The 15,497-nt window shown below is 61.7% G+C and carries 13 protein-coding genes; 3 read left to right on the forward strand and 10 right to left on the reverse strand.

All coding sequences use genetic code 11. The annotated features are described in order from the left end of the window. The first annotated feature begins 122 nt into the window (after positions 1 to 122). A complete protein-coding gene (locus LUN51_RS07555) occupies positions 123 to 1,196 on the forward strand; it encodes a metal-dependent hydrolase (RefSeq protein ID WP_277810776.1) in 1,074 nt (357 codons plus the stop codon). A 64-nt stretch (positions 1,197 to 1,260) separates the two neighbouring features. Here the strand turns inward: LUN51_RS07555 and LUN51_RS07560 are convergent, their stop codons facing one another. The 8 genes from LUN51_RS07560 to LUN51_RS07595 all read right to left on the reverse strand — a co-directional run bounded on the left by LUN51_RS07560 (position 1,261) and on the right by LUN51_RS07595 (position 10,031). Further along, positions 1,261 to 1,875: an FMN-dependent NADH-azoreductase gene (locus LUN51_RS07560; protein WP_277810777.1), complete on the reverse strand. Its 615-nt coding sequence runs from the start codon at positions 1,873 to 1,875 to the stop codon at positions 1,261 to 1,263. A 219-nt stretch (positions 1,876 to 2,094) separates the two neighbouring features. Then, complete coding sequence (locus tag LUN51_RS07565) at positions 2,095 to 3,240, reverse strand: iron-containing alcohol dehydrogenase (RefSeq protein WP_277810778.1); 1,146 nt, start codon at positions 3,238 to 3,240, stop codon at positions 2,095 to 2,097. 47 nt (positions 3,241 to 3,287) lie between these two features. Continuing rightward, positions 3,288 to 4,667, reverse strand: coding sequence for an aldehyde dehydrogenase family protein (locus LUN51_RS07570; RefSeq protein ID WP_277810779.1), 1,380 nt, complete (start codon positions 4,665 to 4,667; stop codon positions 3,288 to 3,290). 42 nt (positions 4,668 to 4,709) lie between these two features. Continuing rightward, entirely contained in the window at positions 4,710 to 6,071 is a 1,362-nt protein-coding gene (locus LUN51_RS07575; RefSeq protein ID WP_277810780.1) for a glutamine synthetase family protein, read from the reverse strand. Positions 6,072 to 6,171: 100 nt separating this feature from the next. Continuing rightward, the gene (locus tag LUN51_RS07580; RefSeq protein ID WP_277810781.1) at positions 6,172 to 7,224 is read right to left on the reverse strand and encodes a TRAP transporter substrate-binding protein; all 1,053 of its coding nucleotides are present in this window, start codon (positions 7,222 to 7,224) and stop codon (positions 6,172 to 6,174) included. A 98-nt stretch (positions 7,225 to 7,322) separates the two neighbouring features. Further along, a complete protein-coding gene (locus LUN51_RS07585; RefSeq protein WP_040239694.1) occupies positions 7,323 to 8,645 on the reverse strand; it encodes a TRAP transporter large permease in 1,323 nt (440 codons plus the stop codon). Next, entirely contained in the window at positions 8,645 to 9,241 is a 597-nt protein-coding gene (locus LUN51_RS07590) for a TRAP transporter small permease subunit (RefSeq protein ID WP_277810782.1), read from the reverse strand. Before LUN51_RS07590 ends, LUN51_RS07585 begins: the two co-directional genes overlap by 1 nt. Continuing rightward, complete coding sequence (locus LUN51_RS07595) at positions 9,234 to 10,031, reverse strand: N-formylglutamate amidohydrolase (RefSeq protein ID WP_277810783.1); 798 nt, start codon at positions 10,029 to 10,031, stop codon at positions 9,234 to 9,236. The genes LUN51_RS07590 and LUN51_RS07595 overlap by 8 nt, the downstream gene beginning before the upstream one ends. A 132-nt stretch (positions 10,032 to 10,163) precedes the next feature. Between LUN51_RS07595 and LUN51_RS07600 the strand changes: the two genes are divergently transcribed. Then, positions 10,164 to 11,042, forward strand: a complete 879-nt coding sequence (locus LUN51_RS07600) for a MurR/RpiR family transcriptional regulator (RefSeq protein WP_277810784.1) — start codon at positions 10,164 to 10,166, stop codon at positions 11,040 to 11,042. A 53-nt stretch (positions 11,043 to 11,095) separates the two neighbouring features. Here LUN51_RS07600 and LUN51_RS07605 read toward each other — a convergent pair whose 3' ends face one another. Next, positions 11,096 to 11,884 (reverse strand): C-type lysozyme, inhibitor, encoded by a 789-nt coding sequence (locus tag LUN51_RS07605; RefSeq protein ID WP_277810785.1) that lies wholly within the window; start codon positions 11,882 to 11,884, stop codon positions 11,096 to 11,098. A 200-nt stretch (positions 11,885 to 12,084) separates the two neighbouring features. Then, positions 12,085 to 14,370 carry a 5-methyltetrahydropteroyltriglutamate--homocysteine S-methyltransferase gene (metE, locus tag LUN51_RS07610; protein WP_277810786.1) on the reverse strand — a complete coding sequence of 762 codons (2,286 nt, stop codon included), beginning with the start codon at positions 14,368 to 14,370 and terminating at the stop codon, positions 12,085 to 12,087. A 163-nt stretch (positions 14,371 to 14,533) separates the two neighbouring features. Between metE and LUN51_RS07615 the strand changes: the two genes are divergently transcribed. Then, positions 14,534 to 15,448, forward strand: a complete 915-nt coding sequence (locus LUN51_RS07615; protein WP_277810787.1) for a LysR family transcriptional regulator — start codon at positions 14,534 to 14,536, stop codon at positions 15,446 to 15,448. The last annotated feature ends 49 nt before the right edge of the window (positions 15,449 to 15,497 follow it).

The raw sequence follows: 15,497 nt of genomic DNA on the forward strand, positions 1-15,497 counted from the left end.
GTCGAGAGGGTACCGGCGCTGGCCCTCCTTCCTCTACCTGGCGGTCCAAAGTGCTGCGGTTATTCTATGAATCCAAGGAGTAACCATCGGAAACACGCCGCCGCAAAGGGAGATCACAGCGCATGGACTCACTGACGCAGGCCTGCCTCGGTGCCGCCATCGGCGGCACCGTGCTGGGTCGCCGTCTAGGTCGCAAGGCCGTCATCGCCGGCGCCGTGCTCGGCACGTTGCCCGATCTCGATGTGATTATCGACTATGGCGATGCCGTGGCCGATTACACCTATCATCGGGGATTCAGCCATTCCCTGTGGGTACTCGGCGCCCTCGCCATCCTACTGACCGGGCTGGCCCGGGCAGGCGAGCGCTGGCGACGCGTCACGCCGCCCATCGGCACGCTGCGTTGGGGGCTACTATTCGGCGGCTGCCTGCTGACGCACCCTCTGTTGGACGCCTTTACCACCTATGGCACCCAACTCTGGTGGCCGCTGACGACACCGCCAGTGAGTTGGCACAGCATTTTCATCATCGACCCGCTTTTTACGCTGCCGTTGCTGGTGGGCGTGATCGCCGCCCTGATCAAGGGCTATTCGCCACGCCTGCTGGGCTGGGGACTGACGCTCGCGTGTTTTTATCTGACGTTCGCCGTCGCCGCGCAGAACACAGTGAACGCGCGCATCGCCCCGAGTCTCGCCAGCCTAGGGCTCGACGAGGCTCCGCGCCTGATTCAGCCGACACCGTTCAACACCCTGCTGTGGCGCGTCACGGTGGTCCAGGACGACACCTACTACGAAGGCGTCGTGAGCCTCTTCGACGGCCAGACACCGCTGGCACTGACCCAACTGCCGCGAGGTGGCGAATGGCAGGATGCGGCACTCGCCACGGCGGCCGGGCAACGCCTGCAATGGTTCGCCGGTCCCTTCCTGCGCTATCGCACTGAGGAACGCCAAGGCACCACCCAGTTGATTGCAACCGATCTGCGTCTGGGCACGCCCGGCTATCACATGTTCAACTTTACCCTTGCCGAGCGCCGCAACGATGGCTGGCACGCCATCGACAGCGAACGAGTCGACGGCGCGCGCCCCAATAGGAAAGCCTTCGCCTCGCTATTTAGCCGTGTGTTCGTGCCGCAGGCCGATACCTGCTTGTCACTGGACGAGCGTCAGACGCAGTGCCTCATGCCAGACGTCTCGCTCTGACACGAAAAAGGCGGCTCATCATGAGCCGCCTTCTTCGCTGTTTCACTATTATCATGCATCGGGATCAGAGACGTTCCACCGTGTAATTCGCCACTGCTTGACGCGCTTCACCCATGGCCTGGTCACGTACCGCCTCGCCCATGTTGAGACCTTCCGCGTAGATCCAGTCGATGTCGCGAATGCCGATCAAGCCCAGCAGGCTGCTGACGTGGCCGGTCTGAGTATCCATCTCGGTCCCGACGTACTGACCACCGCGTGCCGCGAGCACCAGTGCGCGTTTCCCCTCGATAAGGCCCACCGGGCCGCTTTCGGTATACTTGAACGTTCTGCCCGCCCGCAGGATACGATCGAACCAGGCCTTGAGCTGGCTCGGAATGCCGAGGTTGTAAAGCGGCACCGCCAATACGATTAGATCATGCGCCAGCACCTCCTCGATCAACGTCTCGGAGCGCGCTGCCAAGTCGCGCTGGGCCGCATCACGCTCGTCGGGAGCGGTCATCCAACTGCGCATCTCCTCGCCATCGAGATGCGGAAGGTCGAGCGCCACGACATCACGCTCGGTGAGTTGGACATCGTCACGCGTGCCGAGCTGCGCTTTGAAATGCGCCGCCAGCGCGCGTGACTGACCATGTTCACCAAGGATGGAAGCGGTCACCAACAAGATATTGCGAACGGCCATGCGAAAGTCCTTTCATTGGTTTTAGAGCAAATAATGCGAATAGCGCTATTATTCGTTGCCCTTTTTGAAAAGAAAAACGCAAAAAAGCCCACAAACCATTCGATATAATGAAACATTCCCCACATGCGGCTCAACGGCTGCTCTCGGCACCCTTGGCATGATCGTCATAGCGCCCAGTCACGAGGGATGAAAGCCGCGTACGGGGTTGTCACGCGATGCTCACATGCACTGACGGAAAAGCCCCTTGAGATCCTCGACAGTCAAGGTCACTGGATTGCCTCCACAGCTAGGATCCGCAATGGCCATTGCGGCCAAGTCGTCGATGCGCTCCGGGTCGGCGCCGATCTCGGTGAGCGTGCGCGGGATACCCATCTGGTCGTTGAGCACCTGCACGAAAGCCCTGAAGCCGTCGAAGCCGCCGGCGATCCCCAAATAGGCAGCCGCCATGTCGAAGCGTTCGCGGATGCTATCGGCGTTGAACGCCAGTACCGCCGGCATGCAGATCGCATTGGTGGTGCCATGGTGGGAATTGAACACCGCGCCAATGGGATGGCTCATCGCATGGATGGCCCCCAACCCCTTCTGAAAGGCAGTGGATCCCATCATCGCGGCGCTCATCATGTGTGCACGCGCCTCGAGATCGGTGCCATCGGCATAGGCGCGCGGCAGATATTCCTTGACCAGTCGCATGCCTTCCAGCGCGATGCCTTGGCTCATCGGATGATAGTGTGGGCTCGAGAAAGCCTCCACGCAGTGGGCGAAGGCGTCGAGCCCGGTACCGGCAGTGATTGCCTTGGGCATGCCCACCGTCAACTCGGGATCACAGATCACCACCCGGGGCAAAACTCTGGGGTGGAAGATGATTTTCTTTTCGTGGGTCTTGGCGTTGGTAATGACGCTGGCCCGCCCCACCTCCGAGCCGGTCCCGGCCGTGGTAGGCACCGCCACGATGGGGACGATCGCCTCGGCATCGGCTCGCGTCCACCAGTCGTCGATATCCTCGAAGTCCCACACCGGACGCGTCTGGCCGGACATGAAAGCCACCATCTTGCCGAGATCCAGCCCCGAGCCACCGCCAAACGCGATCACCCCGTCATGCCCCCCCGTCCGAAAGGCCTCGACGCCTGCCGACAGGTTGCGCTCGTTGGGATTGGGATCGACGTCGGCGAAGAGCTCCCGTCCCAGTCCCGAAGCCTCCAGGATATCCAGCGCGGCAGCGGTGATCGGCAGATCGGCCAGACCGCGATCCGTCACCAGAAGCGGCCGGGTGATGCCCGCCTCGGCACAGGCCTCGGGCAATTCCTTGACTCGGCCGGCCCCGAAGCGGATAGCGGTGGGATACGTCCAGTTTCCGATCAATGTCATGTCGTCACCTTCTTTAGCCTGTCATTGTTTTCTTTATGTCGTTTTCGTTATGTCGTTTTTTTTAGATAGTAGGACTTGGGGCGTGTCAGGTTGTGATAGCCGATCACCGACAGGCCCCCGCCGCGCCCCGACTCCTTGCAGCCGGTCCAGCACAGGCCAGGGTCCAGATAATCCGCGCGGTTCATGAAGACGGTACCGGTCTCGATCCGGTCTCCCACGCGCTGGGCGCGCGCGATATCGGCCGTCCACAGGCTCGCGGTCAGTCCGAACCGGCTGTCATTCATCAGACGGATGGCTTCTTCATCGCCACTCACCTTCATGATGCCGACCACCGGGCCGAAGCTTTCATCGCGCATCACGCGCATGTCATGCGTCACTTCGGTAAGAATCTGCGGACTCAGATAGGCACCGCCGTCATCTTCGGGCTTGTGCATGACATGAGCCCTCGCACCGGCGGCCAAGGCCTCTTCGATCTGGTCACGGACCTCCCTGGCGAAGCGGATATTCGCCATCGGGCCGATATCCGTCTCGGCATCAAGTGGATTGCCCAGCTTGTAGCCCTCGACGATCGCGACCGCCTTGTCGACAAAGGCCTCATAGAGGCGCTCGTGCACATAGATGCGTTCGATCCCGCAGCAGCATTGGCCCGAGTTGAACATTGCCCCGTCGATCAGGGACGCCACCGCCGCATCGAGGTCGGCATCCTCCATGACATAGCCCGGATCCTTGCCGCCCAGCTCGAGCCCTAGCCCGGTAAAAGTACCGGCCGCCGCCTGTTCCATGGCACGCCCGCCGCCCACGGAGCCGGTGAAATTGACGAAATCGAACGCGCGATCGGCAATCAGCGTCGAGGTGGTGGCGTGATCCAGAAAGACGTTCTGGAACACCGCCTCGGGCACGCCGACCGAATGGAAGGCACGCGCCATCCGCTCGCCTGCCAGCAGGGTCTGGGTGGCATGCTTCAACAGTACGCTGTTGCCTGCGATCAGCGCCGGCGCCACCGTGTTGATGGCCGTCATGTAGGGGTAGTTCCAGGGGGCCACCACCAGCACCACTCCGTGCGGAATGCGCTTGATGTAGCGCTTGACGGTGGCGTCCTCGCCCACCGCGATATCGGCCAGCGCCTCTTCGGCGATGGTCGCCATATGGCTTCCCCGTTCTTCGAAGCCACCGAACTCGCCACCGTAACGAACCGGGCGCCCCATCATCTGCGCGAGCTCCGGCACCAGTTCGTCATTCATCGCTCCCACGGCGGCGATGCCGGCCCGCACCAGATCGATACGCTCCCGGAGAGGACGTGCGGCCCAGTCGGCCTGGGCCGCACGCGCCCGATCCGCTGCCTGCCGCGCGGCCTCGGGCGACAGCGCCTCACGCTCGGCGAAGACCGCCCCGTCGATCGGCGAGATACATCTCAGAATATGCCCCATCATCCCCTCCCGTTTGCCATTTCCCGTTTTGCGGACCTGACCTCAACACCGCTCGAAACCGCGTGCCACCTCGTAGTCGGAGACCACCCGCTGGAAGTCCTCAAGCTCCACTTCGGCGGCTCGCACGTAATGGTCGACCACATCACCCCCCATGGCCTCGCGCAGCATGGTGGCCCCCCTCAGGGCCTCCATGGCATCGCGCAGATTCTGTGGTATCAGGCCACTCCCCCCTTCGTAGGTATCGCCCTCGGCGGGAGGAGGCAGCGCCAGGCATTCTTCGATCCCCTTGATGCCGGCGGCCAACTGGCCGGCCATGGCCAGATAGGGGTTCAGGTCCGAGCCGCCGATGCGGCACTCGATGCGCACCGCCCGTGTGCCTTCGGCGCAGAGGCGAAACCCTGCGGTACGATTATCCACCGACCAGACCGTGCGAGTGGGTGCGAAGGTGCCCTTCTGGAAGCGCTTGTAGCTATTGAGGTAGGGAGCCAGGAAGTAGGTATAGTCAGGCGCATATTTCAGCAATCCCGCCAAGTAATGCTTCATCAAGGCCGACATGCCCAGCGCATCGCGCTCATCATGGAAGACTGACTGCCCCTGCTTCCACAGCGACTGGTGGATGTGACTGGAGCTGCCCGCATGCGCGTGGTGCCATTTCGACAGGAACGTCACCGCCCGGCCTTGCTGCCAGGCGACCTCCTTGGTCGCATGCTTGGCGATGGTGTGGTAATCCGCCGTATCGAGTGCTTTCGCATAACGGATGTTGAGTTCTTCCTGCCCCGCCCCGGCCTCACCCTTGGTGCCTTCCACGGGGATGCCCGCCGCCTGGAGGTAGTTACGCAGCGGACGCAACACATGCTCTTCCTTGGTAGTCTGGAAGATGTGGTAGTCCTCGTTGTATCCGCTAATCGGCTGCAGGTCGCGAAACCCGCTCTTGCGAATGTCGTCGAGGCTTTTTTCAAACAGGAAAAACTCCAGTTCGGTGGCCATGATCGCCTCCAGCCCCATCTCCTCCAGCCGCGCCAGCTGACGCTTGAGGATGGCCCGCGGCGCATGAGGGACCGCCGCGTGCGTGCGATGATCCAGCAGATCGCACAGCACCATGGCCGTGCCCTCCAGCCACGGCACGGATCGCAGCGTGGCCAGGTCCGGTTTCATGATGTAGTCGCCGTAGCCCGCCTGCCAGGAGGTGCTGGCATAGCCACCGGGCGTTGCCATCTCGAGATCCGTGGCCAATAGATAGTTACAGCAGTGAGTCTCGTCCCAGCCATCATCCACGAAGTGGCGCGCATGCAGTCGCTTGCCCATCAGGCGCCCCTGCATGTCGACGATGCACACGAGCACCGTGTCGATCTCACCGCTCTCGACCCTAGTCTTCAGGTCATCCAAAGCCAGCGTGTTGGTCATTTCCGAGGTTCCCAATAGCCATCACCATGTCGAGGTCCGACGCTCGGTCGCCCCCTTTTCAAGCGACGTGCCCCGGCAGGCGCCAGGGCACGGAGCCGACTCATGCATCGACGTAACGATAGGGCCTACCGGCCTTGCGCATATCGGCGTTGTACTGCTTGAAGATGTCGACCACCTTGGCCTTGGTCTCGGATTGCGCCGCGATTTCATCCCAGAACTCTTGGGCCGCCGTTTCTACCTGATCCCACTCGGCGTCGGGAATGGACGTCAGCTCCAGCTTGTCACCGTGGACGCGCAGCCTGGCCTCGCCGCCCCAGTACCAGTACTGACGATGGTAGTGGGACTGCTCACAGCACACCTCGAACAGCACCTTGAGATCTTCTGGCAGTTCCTCCCAGCGCTCCATGTTGACGAAGAAATGGCCGATCCAGGCACCCGAGATGTTGTTGGTCAGGAAGTAGTTGGTAACGTTGGCCCAACCGACCGTGTAGTCCTCGGTGATGCCGGACCAGGCGATCCCGTCCAGCTCACCGGTCTGCAAGGCCACTTCGATGTCTTCCCAGGGGAGAGTGACCGGCACGACACCGAACCGGGACAGAAAACGTCCTGCGGTGGGGAAGGTAAAGACACGCTTGCCCTCCAGGTCCTTGAGGCTGCGAATCGGCTCCTTGGTGGCGAAATGGCACGGATCCCAGGCGCCGGCGCTCACATGCTTGACGCCGACCTTGGCGTACTCCTCTTCCCAGATTTCCTTGAGTCCGTACTGATTGAACAGTACCGGCACATCGAGGCTATATCGGCACCCGAAGGGGAAGTACCCCCCAAAGACGGTCACCTCGGTGGGGGACGCCATCGAATCGTCATCCGACTGCACGGCGTCGATGGTGCCGCGCTGCATCGCCCGGAACAGTTCCCCGGTCGGCACCAACTGATCGGCACTGTACAGCTCGATCTGCATGCGGTCCCCGGCGATTCGGTTGAACAGGTCGATGGCGGGCTTGGCCACATGCTCGGCCAAGGCGGCCCCGGCATAGGTCTGCATGCGCCACTTGATGGTCGGCTCGGAGGATGACTGGGCCATGACCCTCGAGGCCAGCGGCATGATGGCAGCGCCGGCGGCGGCATTGATCAGAAATTTGCGTCTTGTTGTCATTGTTCTAGCTCTCCTGGTGTCACTATCGAATGGACATGGCCCTGTGTAGGGCTATTGTTGCTCGTTCACACTGCTGTCAATTTCCCTATACGCTTTTGTCAACTTCCATAAATGTAGCCTGGAAGCCAGAGGGCGATCTGTGGAAAGACCATCACCAGGCTCAGGGCTGCCATCATCACCACCACGAAGGGGAGAATGGATAAATAAATGTCACGCAGCCCGATCTCCGGAGGCGCCATGGCACGCATCAGGAACAGGTTGTACCCGAACGGCGGCGTCATGTAGGCGATCTGCGTGGTGATCGTGTAGAGCACGCCATACCAGATCAGGTCGAACCCCAGCGCATCGACCAACGGCACGTAAAGCGGCGCCACGATCACCAGCATGGCGGTATCGTCGAGGAAGGTGCCCATGACGATGAAGCTGAGCTGCATGAGGATCAGAATCGTCCAGGGCGAGAGCCCCAGGCGCTCGGTAAACAGACCCTCGATGGCCTTCACCGCGCCGAGCCCGTCGAATATGGCCCCGAAGGCCAGCGCTGCCAGGATGATCCACATGAACATGCAGGAGATGGCCAGTGTCTTTCGCACCGATACCTCGAAGACTTGGCGCGTCATTCGTCCCTTGAGGATAGCCGCCAGCAGCGCAGCCATCGCGCCGACCGCGGAGCTTTCAACCAAAGATGTCCAACCCTTGACGAAAGGCACCATCATCACCGCAAAGATCACCAGGGGCAGCAGCCCCGCCCTTAGCAGACGCAGCTTCTCGGCCAGCGACACGTTCCGCTCTTCGGCGGGAAGAACGGGCCCCAAGCTGGGCTGAAGGCGGCAGCGAACATAGATATAGATGACGAACAGCAACGCCATCATCAGCCCCGGCAGCACGCCGGCTAGCCACAATTGTCCCACCGGCTGGCGCGCAATCATGGCGTACAGCACTAGCACCACCGAAGGCGGCACCAGAATACCGAGGCTGGATCCCGCTTGGATGACGCCGGTGACCATGATCTTGTCGTACCCGCGCCGGAGCAGTTCGGGCAAGGCGATGGTGGCGCCGATCGCCATCCCGGCCACCGACAGCCCGTTCATGGCCGAGATCAACACCATCAGGCCGATCGTGCCAATGGCCAGGCCACCTTTGACCGGCCCCATCCAGACATGAAACATCCGGTAGAGGTCATCGGCGATACGGCTTTCCGACAGCACGTACCCCATGAAGATGAACATCGGCAGGGTCAGCAACGGATACCATTTCATCAGTTTCATCGCGGACGAGAACGGGATGTCCACCCCACCGGTGCCCCACAGCATGACGCCTGCCAGGGCGCCGACGAAGCCGATGGCGCCGAAAACACGCTGCCCAGTGAGCAGCATCAGCATCATCGAGCTGAACATCACGATGGCGATCATCTCGTACGACATCAGTCGAGCACCCCGCGCAGACGGCCGATATCCCGGAAAAATTCGGCAAGAGATTGAAGGATCATCAGCAACACACCGAGGCAAAGCACGACCTTGATGGGCCACAGCCAGGGCCGCCAGGCCGTCGGGCTACGCTCCAGGAAACCGAGTTTGTCACCGGCCGCCGCGGCCCCTTCCGTGAAGAACGTGCCAACGAGGCTCAAGAGGAAGTCGAAAGGCTCATTACCGAAGTAGCCAAGAGAATAGGCCGTCGATACCAACCCACCATAAAGCAGGACACCGAGGTAAAAGATCAGGAAGAAGACCGTGAAGGCATCGACCCACGCCTTCGTCTTCGGGCTCCACTCGCCGTAGAAAAGATCCATGCGTACATTCGAGCCCATCTGGATTGAGTAAGGCCCGCCCAGCACGAAATACGCCACCATGACGAATTGTGCAGACTCCAGCGTCCACATCGTGGGGGTCAAAAACACTTTGGAGACCGAGGACCACAACAGCACCGCGATCAGCACGAAGATCAGATACATCGCGAACCGCCCAATGAAACGGTTCATCGCATCGATCACGCTGATGTAGCGGAGAATGGCGCTAGGCATCGTGCTTACCCTCCCTGTGGGTAAGCACGGCCCCCAAAGCTGCCAGCGCCGGCTGGATCAGCTGCATCAGCTCTTTGGCCATGGAGTGGACATCTTCCGGCGTGGTCAGCAGGTCGTTGCGAATCTCGATCATCACGTTCGCCAGGCCATTATCGATACCGTGGCGCACCAGCGAATGGGTGACACCATCCTGCGGCCCGTACGGAGCGTTGCGCTGAATGCATCGATGGGCCAGGCGATGGGCATTCGCCAGCATCGCATCGGCCAGACGGCGATCGGCATCATGCAGAATGCCGATCTCGACCGTACGCACGCGGCCATGAAAGGTAGGCGTAAAACTATGCACTGTGATCAGCACGGTAGGGATATCGTGAGCCGTACGCTGTGCCAGCACCTGAGTCACAGCCTTGCAAAACGGATGGTAGACGGCCTCGACCCGGGCGGCTCGCTGCGCTGGCGTCAGCTCGCGATTGCCCGGCACCTCGACGATCTCGGAGCGCTCCGGCATTGCGCTGGCCGCCTCGGGAGGACGATTGCAGTCATAAACCAGCCGCGAGACACGACTCGCCACCAGCGGGGCGTTGAGCAACCCCGACAGCGCAACGGCCACATCGCGTGCGCCAGGATCCCATGCTGCGTGACTGCGACGGTGGGAGGGCTCCAGCCCCAGCCCATGATAGCGCTCAGGGATATGGTACGACGCGTGCTCGCATAGCAGGAGCACCGGGCCCTTGGCGTACCGATAGAGAATCTCGACGTTCGGGGATAATTGTTCTAATTCGCTGGACATCATGATTTCTCCGCGACTCTGTAAAGATATAGACGTCGCCAAGACCACGTGTCAATATTTTTTCAAGCGCCGTAACAACGCTTAAATGGCACGCTCAGCAGCCGCGCAGAACCTACCTAGGAGGGAAGTGTGATGGCGACCACCAACGCCGCCTCAACCGTGCGTGAACTGATCCGAGAGCACTACTCGGCGTTGACGCAAGGGGAACGCAAGTTTGCCAATGCACTGCTCGATAACTATCCTGCGGCGGGTCTCGCCTCGATCACTATCGTGGCGAGCAATGTGGGCGTTTCCTCTCCTACCGTGGCACGGATGGTCAAGAAACTAGGGTTCAAGGGCTACCCGGAATTCCACAAGGCGCTGTTGCACGAGCTGGAAGCAAAGGGGATCGGGCCCACCCAAAGGCGCGACAACTGGTCGTCCGAGGCCCCCAAGCGGCATCTGCTCAACCGGTTCTCTCAGGCAGTCACGAATAACCTGCAGCAGACCTTCGCCCATATCGACACCGAACGATTCGATCAAGCGACCCACCAACTAGCCGATGCCGAGAAGCGCCTTTACATTGTCGGTGGGCGCATCACCCAAGCCCTGGCCGATTATGCCTTCACGCATTTCCAGGCGGTGCGCCCCGGGGTAACCCATATGACCTCGTCATCGGGCACCTGGCCGCATTACGTGCTCGACATGGCACCAGGGGACACCCTGCTGATCTTCGACATCCGGCGGTATGAGACCAACCTGCTGCGCTTAGCGGAGATAGTGCAAAAGCGCGATGCACGAATCGTGCTATTCACCGATCAGTGGGGCTCCCCCATCGCGTCACTCGCCGATTTAACCTTTCACTGTTGGGTGGAAATTCCCTCGGGATGGGATTCCAACGTGGCGACCATGATGCTGCTGGAGACCATGATCGCCGCCGTCCAGGAGCAACGCTGGCCCGAGGCTCGTGATCGCTATGAGCGGTTGGATGAATTGTTCGACAAGACCCATTTCTTTCGCAAATTCACCTGACACCAGCTTTCTAGTGGCTTACTTATCGTCCATAGTGCTGAATTGCACGCCGTTCAGCGCGTTCGCTCCACGCCCTGGCCGCACCCCACCCAGGTGCGCCCCGCCTCTTCGACCCGTACCCGGACGGGATACGGCTTGCCGCTCATGCTGTCGAAACAGGCCCGTGCCTTGAGTTCGACAGTCACCGGCACGTCGGCATCGCCAGCCTCGAGCGTCATAGCAGCCTGGTGCCCGTTGTCAAGCCGCGTAACCCTATAATCCAGCGTGCGCTTTTGCTCGCCGTATTGCGTGACCAGAGTGAGTTGAGGCGTCTCACGATCAAGCTCGAGCGTCCATCCGGGCTCGTTGCCCTGTCCCTTGAAGATCGCATTCGGGGCGTCGGCGCGCGTGATCGCATCGCGACGAGCATCTTGCTGACAGGCGAGCTGGCCGTTGTCGCTTTCGACGTGCGCTTCATCGCCCTGTTGCGCAAACGTCAGGGTCCCCTTGCGGTAACGCTTGCCCTCGGCGACAACGCTGCGTTCGAGCGCGTAGTACCCCTGAGCCGACCATAACCGCAGATTATCCCCGGGCGAGGCCGAGATGAGATCCTGTGCCGGTGTGCAACGCCAGGACACGAATGCTTCCGCACCATCGGCAAAGAAGGCGCTCGGCAACAGCGGCGACTTGGGGGTGTCGTCGCTCTCGTCCGGCTTATCGAGACGCGGCGGCGGGTTGAAATCACTCCCCGTGGCGTCGCTCACCTGTGGCGGCTTCTCGACACTCGCGCAACCGCCCAACACGGCAACGCATACCACACCCGACAAGACGTGCCGCGCACGCCGAGACATTCTGGGAAACATTCAGCTTCTCCTTGCTGGTCAGGACCCACCCCGCATCAGCGGGGCATGTTGCATGCAATATCGATCAATCAATGAAGGCCGATAGCATACCAGTCCTCATGCCATGAGAAACGCTGGCGCTACGAGAAACGACTGCACCATAAGAAACGCGCCGCCGAGCGGTGGCTCGGCGGCGCGTTCATGGCGTCAACGCAAGAGACTTACCCGTGGCGGCGGCGCAGTTCCTTGGCCGCATCGACCATGTTGGCTAATGCCGGCTCGACTTCCGCCCAACCGCGCGTTTTCAGGCCACAGTCCGGATTGACCCAAAGCCGCTCGGCGGGGATCTTCTCGGCGGCTTTTTCCATCAACTGCACCATCCATTCCACTTCGGGAATGTTGGGCGAGTGGATGTCGTACACGCCCGGGCCGATCTCGTTGGGATAGGCGAAGTCCTGGAAGGCGTCGAGCAGCTCCATGTCGGAACGTGACGTCTCGATGGTGATCACGTCGGCATCCAGGGCCGCAATCGCCGCGATGATGTCGTTGAATTCCGAATAGCACATGTGCGTGTGGATTTGCGTCTCGTCGCGAGCGACGGCCGCGCTCAACTTGAAGCTTTCCACCGCCCAGTCGAGGTAGCGCTGCCATTCGCCCTGCCGCAGCGGCAGCCCCTCTCGGAGTGCCGGCTCGTCGATCTGGATGATCTTGATACCCGCCGCTTCGAGATCGGCGACCTCGTCACGCAAGGACAGGGCGATCTGACGGCAGGTGGCATCGCGTGGCTGGTCATCGCGTACGAAGGACCACTGCAGAATCGTCACCGGCCCGGTGAGCATGCCCTTCATGGGCTTGTCAGTCAGCGATTGCGCGTACTCGCTCCAACGCACCGTCATCGGGCCGGGGCGGCTCACATCGCCGAAGATCACCGGCGGCTTCACGCAGCGCGAGCCGTAACTTTGTACCCATCCAAAACGCGTGAAGGCAAAGCCATCCAGCAGTTCGCCGAAATACTCGACCATGTCGTTACGCTCGGGCTCGCCGTGGACCGGTACGTCGATATCCAGTGCTTCCTGACGCTCGACAGCGTGGACGATCTCCTCGCGCATGCGGGCCTCGTAAGCATCGCGGTCCAGCTCACCGTTCTTGAAGGCGCGGCGCGCGGCCCGGATGTCCTGCGTCTGCGGGAACGAACCGATCGTGGTGGTCGGAAACAGCGGCAGGTCGAGATGACGACGCTGAGCCTTGGCACGCGCGCTGTAAGGGCTCGGGCGCTCGGCGTCGTTGGTGGAAATGCCCGCCAGACGTTCCCCCACGGCGGGCTTGTGAATGCGCGGAGAATTGCGGCGTGCCTCCAGCGCCTGTGTGGCGGCCTCCAGGCGCGCCGTGTCTTCCGGGGCAGCACGACCATCGAGCAAATGCGACAGAGTGACGATTTCATCGAGCTTTTGCCGCGCGAAGGCCAACCAGCTCTTGAGTTCGGCATCGAGGTCGGTTTCTGCCTCGAGATCCACCGGCACGTGCAGCAGCGAGCAGGAGGCCGAGATCCACAGACGTTCGCCGAGACGCGCGCGGGCCACTTGCAAGCGCTCGCGCAGTGCCGCCAAGTCGGCGCGCCAGATGTTGCGTCCATCGATGGCACCAATGGATAGCACCTTGTAGGTGGGAAGACGGTCGAGTACGGCGTCGAGCTGTTCGGGCGCGCGTACCGTATCGATGTGCAACCCGGCGACAGGCAATCCGGCGGCCAGGCCCAGGTTGTCGCCCAGGGCGCCGAAGTAGGTCGCCACCAGGAGCTTGACCTGCGCGGACTGCAACTTGTTGTAGGCGGCTTCGAAGGCCTGACGCCAGTCACGAGGCAAGTCCTGCACCAGCGCCGGCTCGTCGAGCTGTACCCATTCCACGCCCTGCGCCGCCAAACGTTCGAGGATCTCGCCATACACCGGTAACAGTGCATCGAGCAGGGTCAGACGGTCGAGCCCCTCGCTTTTTTCCTTGGCCAGCCACAACCAACTGATGGGCCCCAGCAACGCCACCTTGACCGGATGCCCCTCGGCCTGGGCTTCGGCGACCTCGTCGAACAACCGCGTAGAGGCCACCCGGAAACGTTGATCGGCATGCAGCTCGGGGACCAGGTAGTGGTAGTTGGTGTCGAAATACTTGGTCATCTCGCAGGCGGCCGCCGGCTCGCCGGTGGGTGCCCGGCCACGCGCCATGCGAAAGGTCGTGTCCAGGTCGACCTCGCCCTCGACGGCACCGAAACGCGGCGGCACCGCACCCAGCAGAGCGCTGACGTTGAGCACCTGATCGTAGAAAGCGAAGTCGCCCACGGTCACGAGATCGAGCCCCGCATCGCGGCTGGCTTGCCAATGCGCGGCGCGCAGCGCCTTGCCGCTATCCTCGAGCGAGGCCTGATCGATCTCGCCTTTCCAGTAGGCCTCGACGGCCTTTTTCAACTCGCGGTTCGCGCCAATGCGCGGATACCCCAGAATGTGTGCCAGCGCCATCGTGTTTCCTCTTGCGGTATGCGGCTAGAATGAGTGGCTTTCAGTAATAAGTGACTTCGTGGTCACGGCGACGCCGTGATGTGCTGGCGGGCAGTCTCGCTGGCGGCAGCGCGTGAATCAAACTAAATTAACTAATCATCAAAATGAACGGCTCTCATACACCATGCTCGAGCTTCGCCATCTCCGCACCTTGATCGCACTACGTGACGCCGGCTCGCTCGTCGAGGCCGCCGAACGCGTACATCTCACCCAATCGGCGCTCTCGCATCAGATCAAGGATCTCGAGGAGCGCCTGGACACGCCCCTGTTTCAGCGCAAGACGCGCCCGGTCACTTTTACGCGGGCGGGCGAGCGCCTGCTCGCACTGGCCGAGCAGATCCTGCCACAGATCCGCATGGCGGAACGCGACCTGGCACGCCTGGCCGGCCATGAACAAGGGCGTTTACACATGGCCATCGAATGCCATAGCTGCTTTCAATGGTTGATGCCGACCATCGATCACTTTCGCGATCACTGGCCGGAGGTCGAGGTCGACATTCCTAGCGGCTATAGTTTCGATGCCTTGCCGTCGCTGGCGCGGGAGTCGCTGGATTTGGTAATCACCGCCGACCCTCAGCCGTTGGCCGGCATTCATTACGAACCCTTGTTTCGCTACGAGGGGCTGCTGGCCGTGGGCAAGCAGCACACCCTGGCACGCCGCGACTGGGTGACCCCCGAAGAGCTGGCGCACGAAACATTGATCACCTATCCGGTGGAGCACACACGCCTCGACGTCTTCACGCAGTTCCTGACCCCGGCGGGCTTCACGCCCGCCGAAGTGCGCACCGCCGAGTTGACGATCATGATGATGCAGTTGGTGGCCAGCGGTCGGGGGGTCTGCGCACTGCCCAACTGGGCGCTCACCGAATACCTGGAGCGCGGCTATGTGCGCGCCCTGCATCTCGGCGAGCAGGGAGTGTGGAGCACGCTATTCGCAGCGATTCGCGAGGAGAGCCGTGACGAGCCATGGATGGAGGACTTCCTGCGCACCGCGCGCGAGACCTCCTTCTCGGTACTCGAGGGGATCAAGCCGGCGTAGCCGCGTCTCGTCGCCACGCTTTCACGCCAGCGCTTGCGGCATATGCAAG

Origin of the sequence: Chromohalobacter canadensis, assembly GCF_029544075.1 — a bacterium.
Taxonomy (GTDB): Bacteria; Pseudomonadota; Gammaproteobacteria; order Pseudomonadales; family Halomonadaceae; genus Chromohalobacter; species Chromohalobacter canadensis_A.

Coding starts and splice junctions, on each gene's coding strand:
- LUN51_RS07600 (WP_277810784.1), top strand. CDS start 10,164: ATGGCGACCACCAACGCCGCCTCAACCGTGCGTGAACTGATCCGAGAG.
- LUN51_RS07590 (WP_277810782.1), bottom strand. CDS start 9,241: ATGCCTAGCGCCATTCTCCGCTACATCAGCGTGATCGATGCGATGAAC.
- metE (WP_277810786.1), bottom strand. CDS start 14,370: ATGGCGCTGGCACACATTCTGGGGTATCCGCGCATTGGCGCGAACCGC.
- LUN51_RS07585 (WP_040239694.1), bottom strand. CDS start 8,645: ATGTCGTACGAGATGATCGCCATCGTGATGTTCAGCTCGATGATGCTG.
- LUN51_RS07595 (WP_277810783.1), bottom strand. CDS start 10,031: ATGTCCAGCGAATTAGAACAATTATCCCCGAACGTCGAGATTCTCTAT.
- LUN51_RS07565 (WP_277810778.1), bottom strand. CDS start 3,240: ATGACATTGATCGGAAACTGGACGTATCCCACCGCTATCCGCTTCGGG.
- LUN51_RS07605 (WP_277810785.1), bottom strand. CDS start 11,884: ATGTTTCCCAGAATGTCTCGGCGTGCGCGGCACGTCTTGTCGGGTGTG.
- LUN51_RS07615 (WP_277810787.1), top strand. CDS start 14,534: ATGCTCGAGCTTCGCCATCTCCGCACCTTGATCGCACTACGTGACGCC.
- LUN51_RS07570 (WP_277810779.1), bottom strand. CDS start 4,667: ATGGGGCATATTCTGAGATGTATCTCGCCGATCGACGGGGCGGTCTTC.
- LUN51_RS07560 (WP_277810777.1), bottom strand. CDS start 1,875: ATGGCCGTTCGCAATATCTTGTTGGTGACCGCTTCCATCCTTGGTGAA.
- LUN51_RS07555 (WP_277810776.1), top strand. CDS start 123: ATGGACTCACTGACGCAGGCCTGCCTCGGTGCCGCCATCGGCGGCACC.
- LUN51_RS07580 (WP_277810781.1), bottom strand. CDS start 7,224: ATGACAACAAGACGCAAATTTCTGATCAATGCCGCCGCCGGCGCTGCC.
- LUN51_RS07575 (WP_277810780.1), bottom strand. CDS start 6,071: ATGACCAACACGCTGGCTTTGGATGACCTGAAGACTAGGGTCGAGAGC.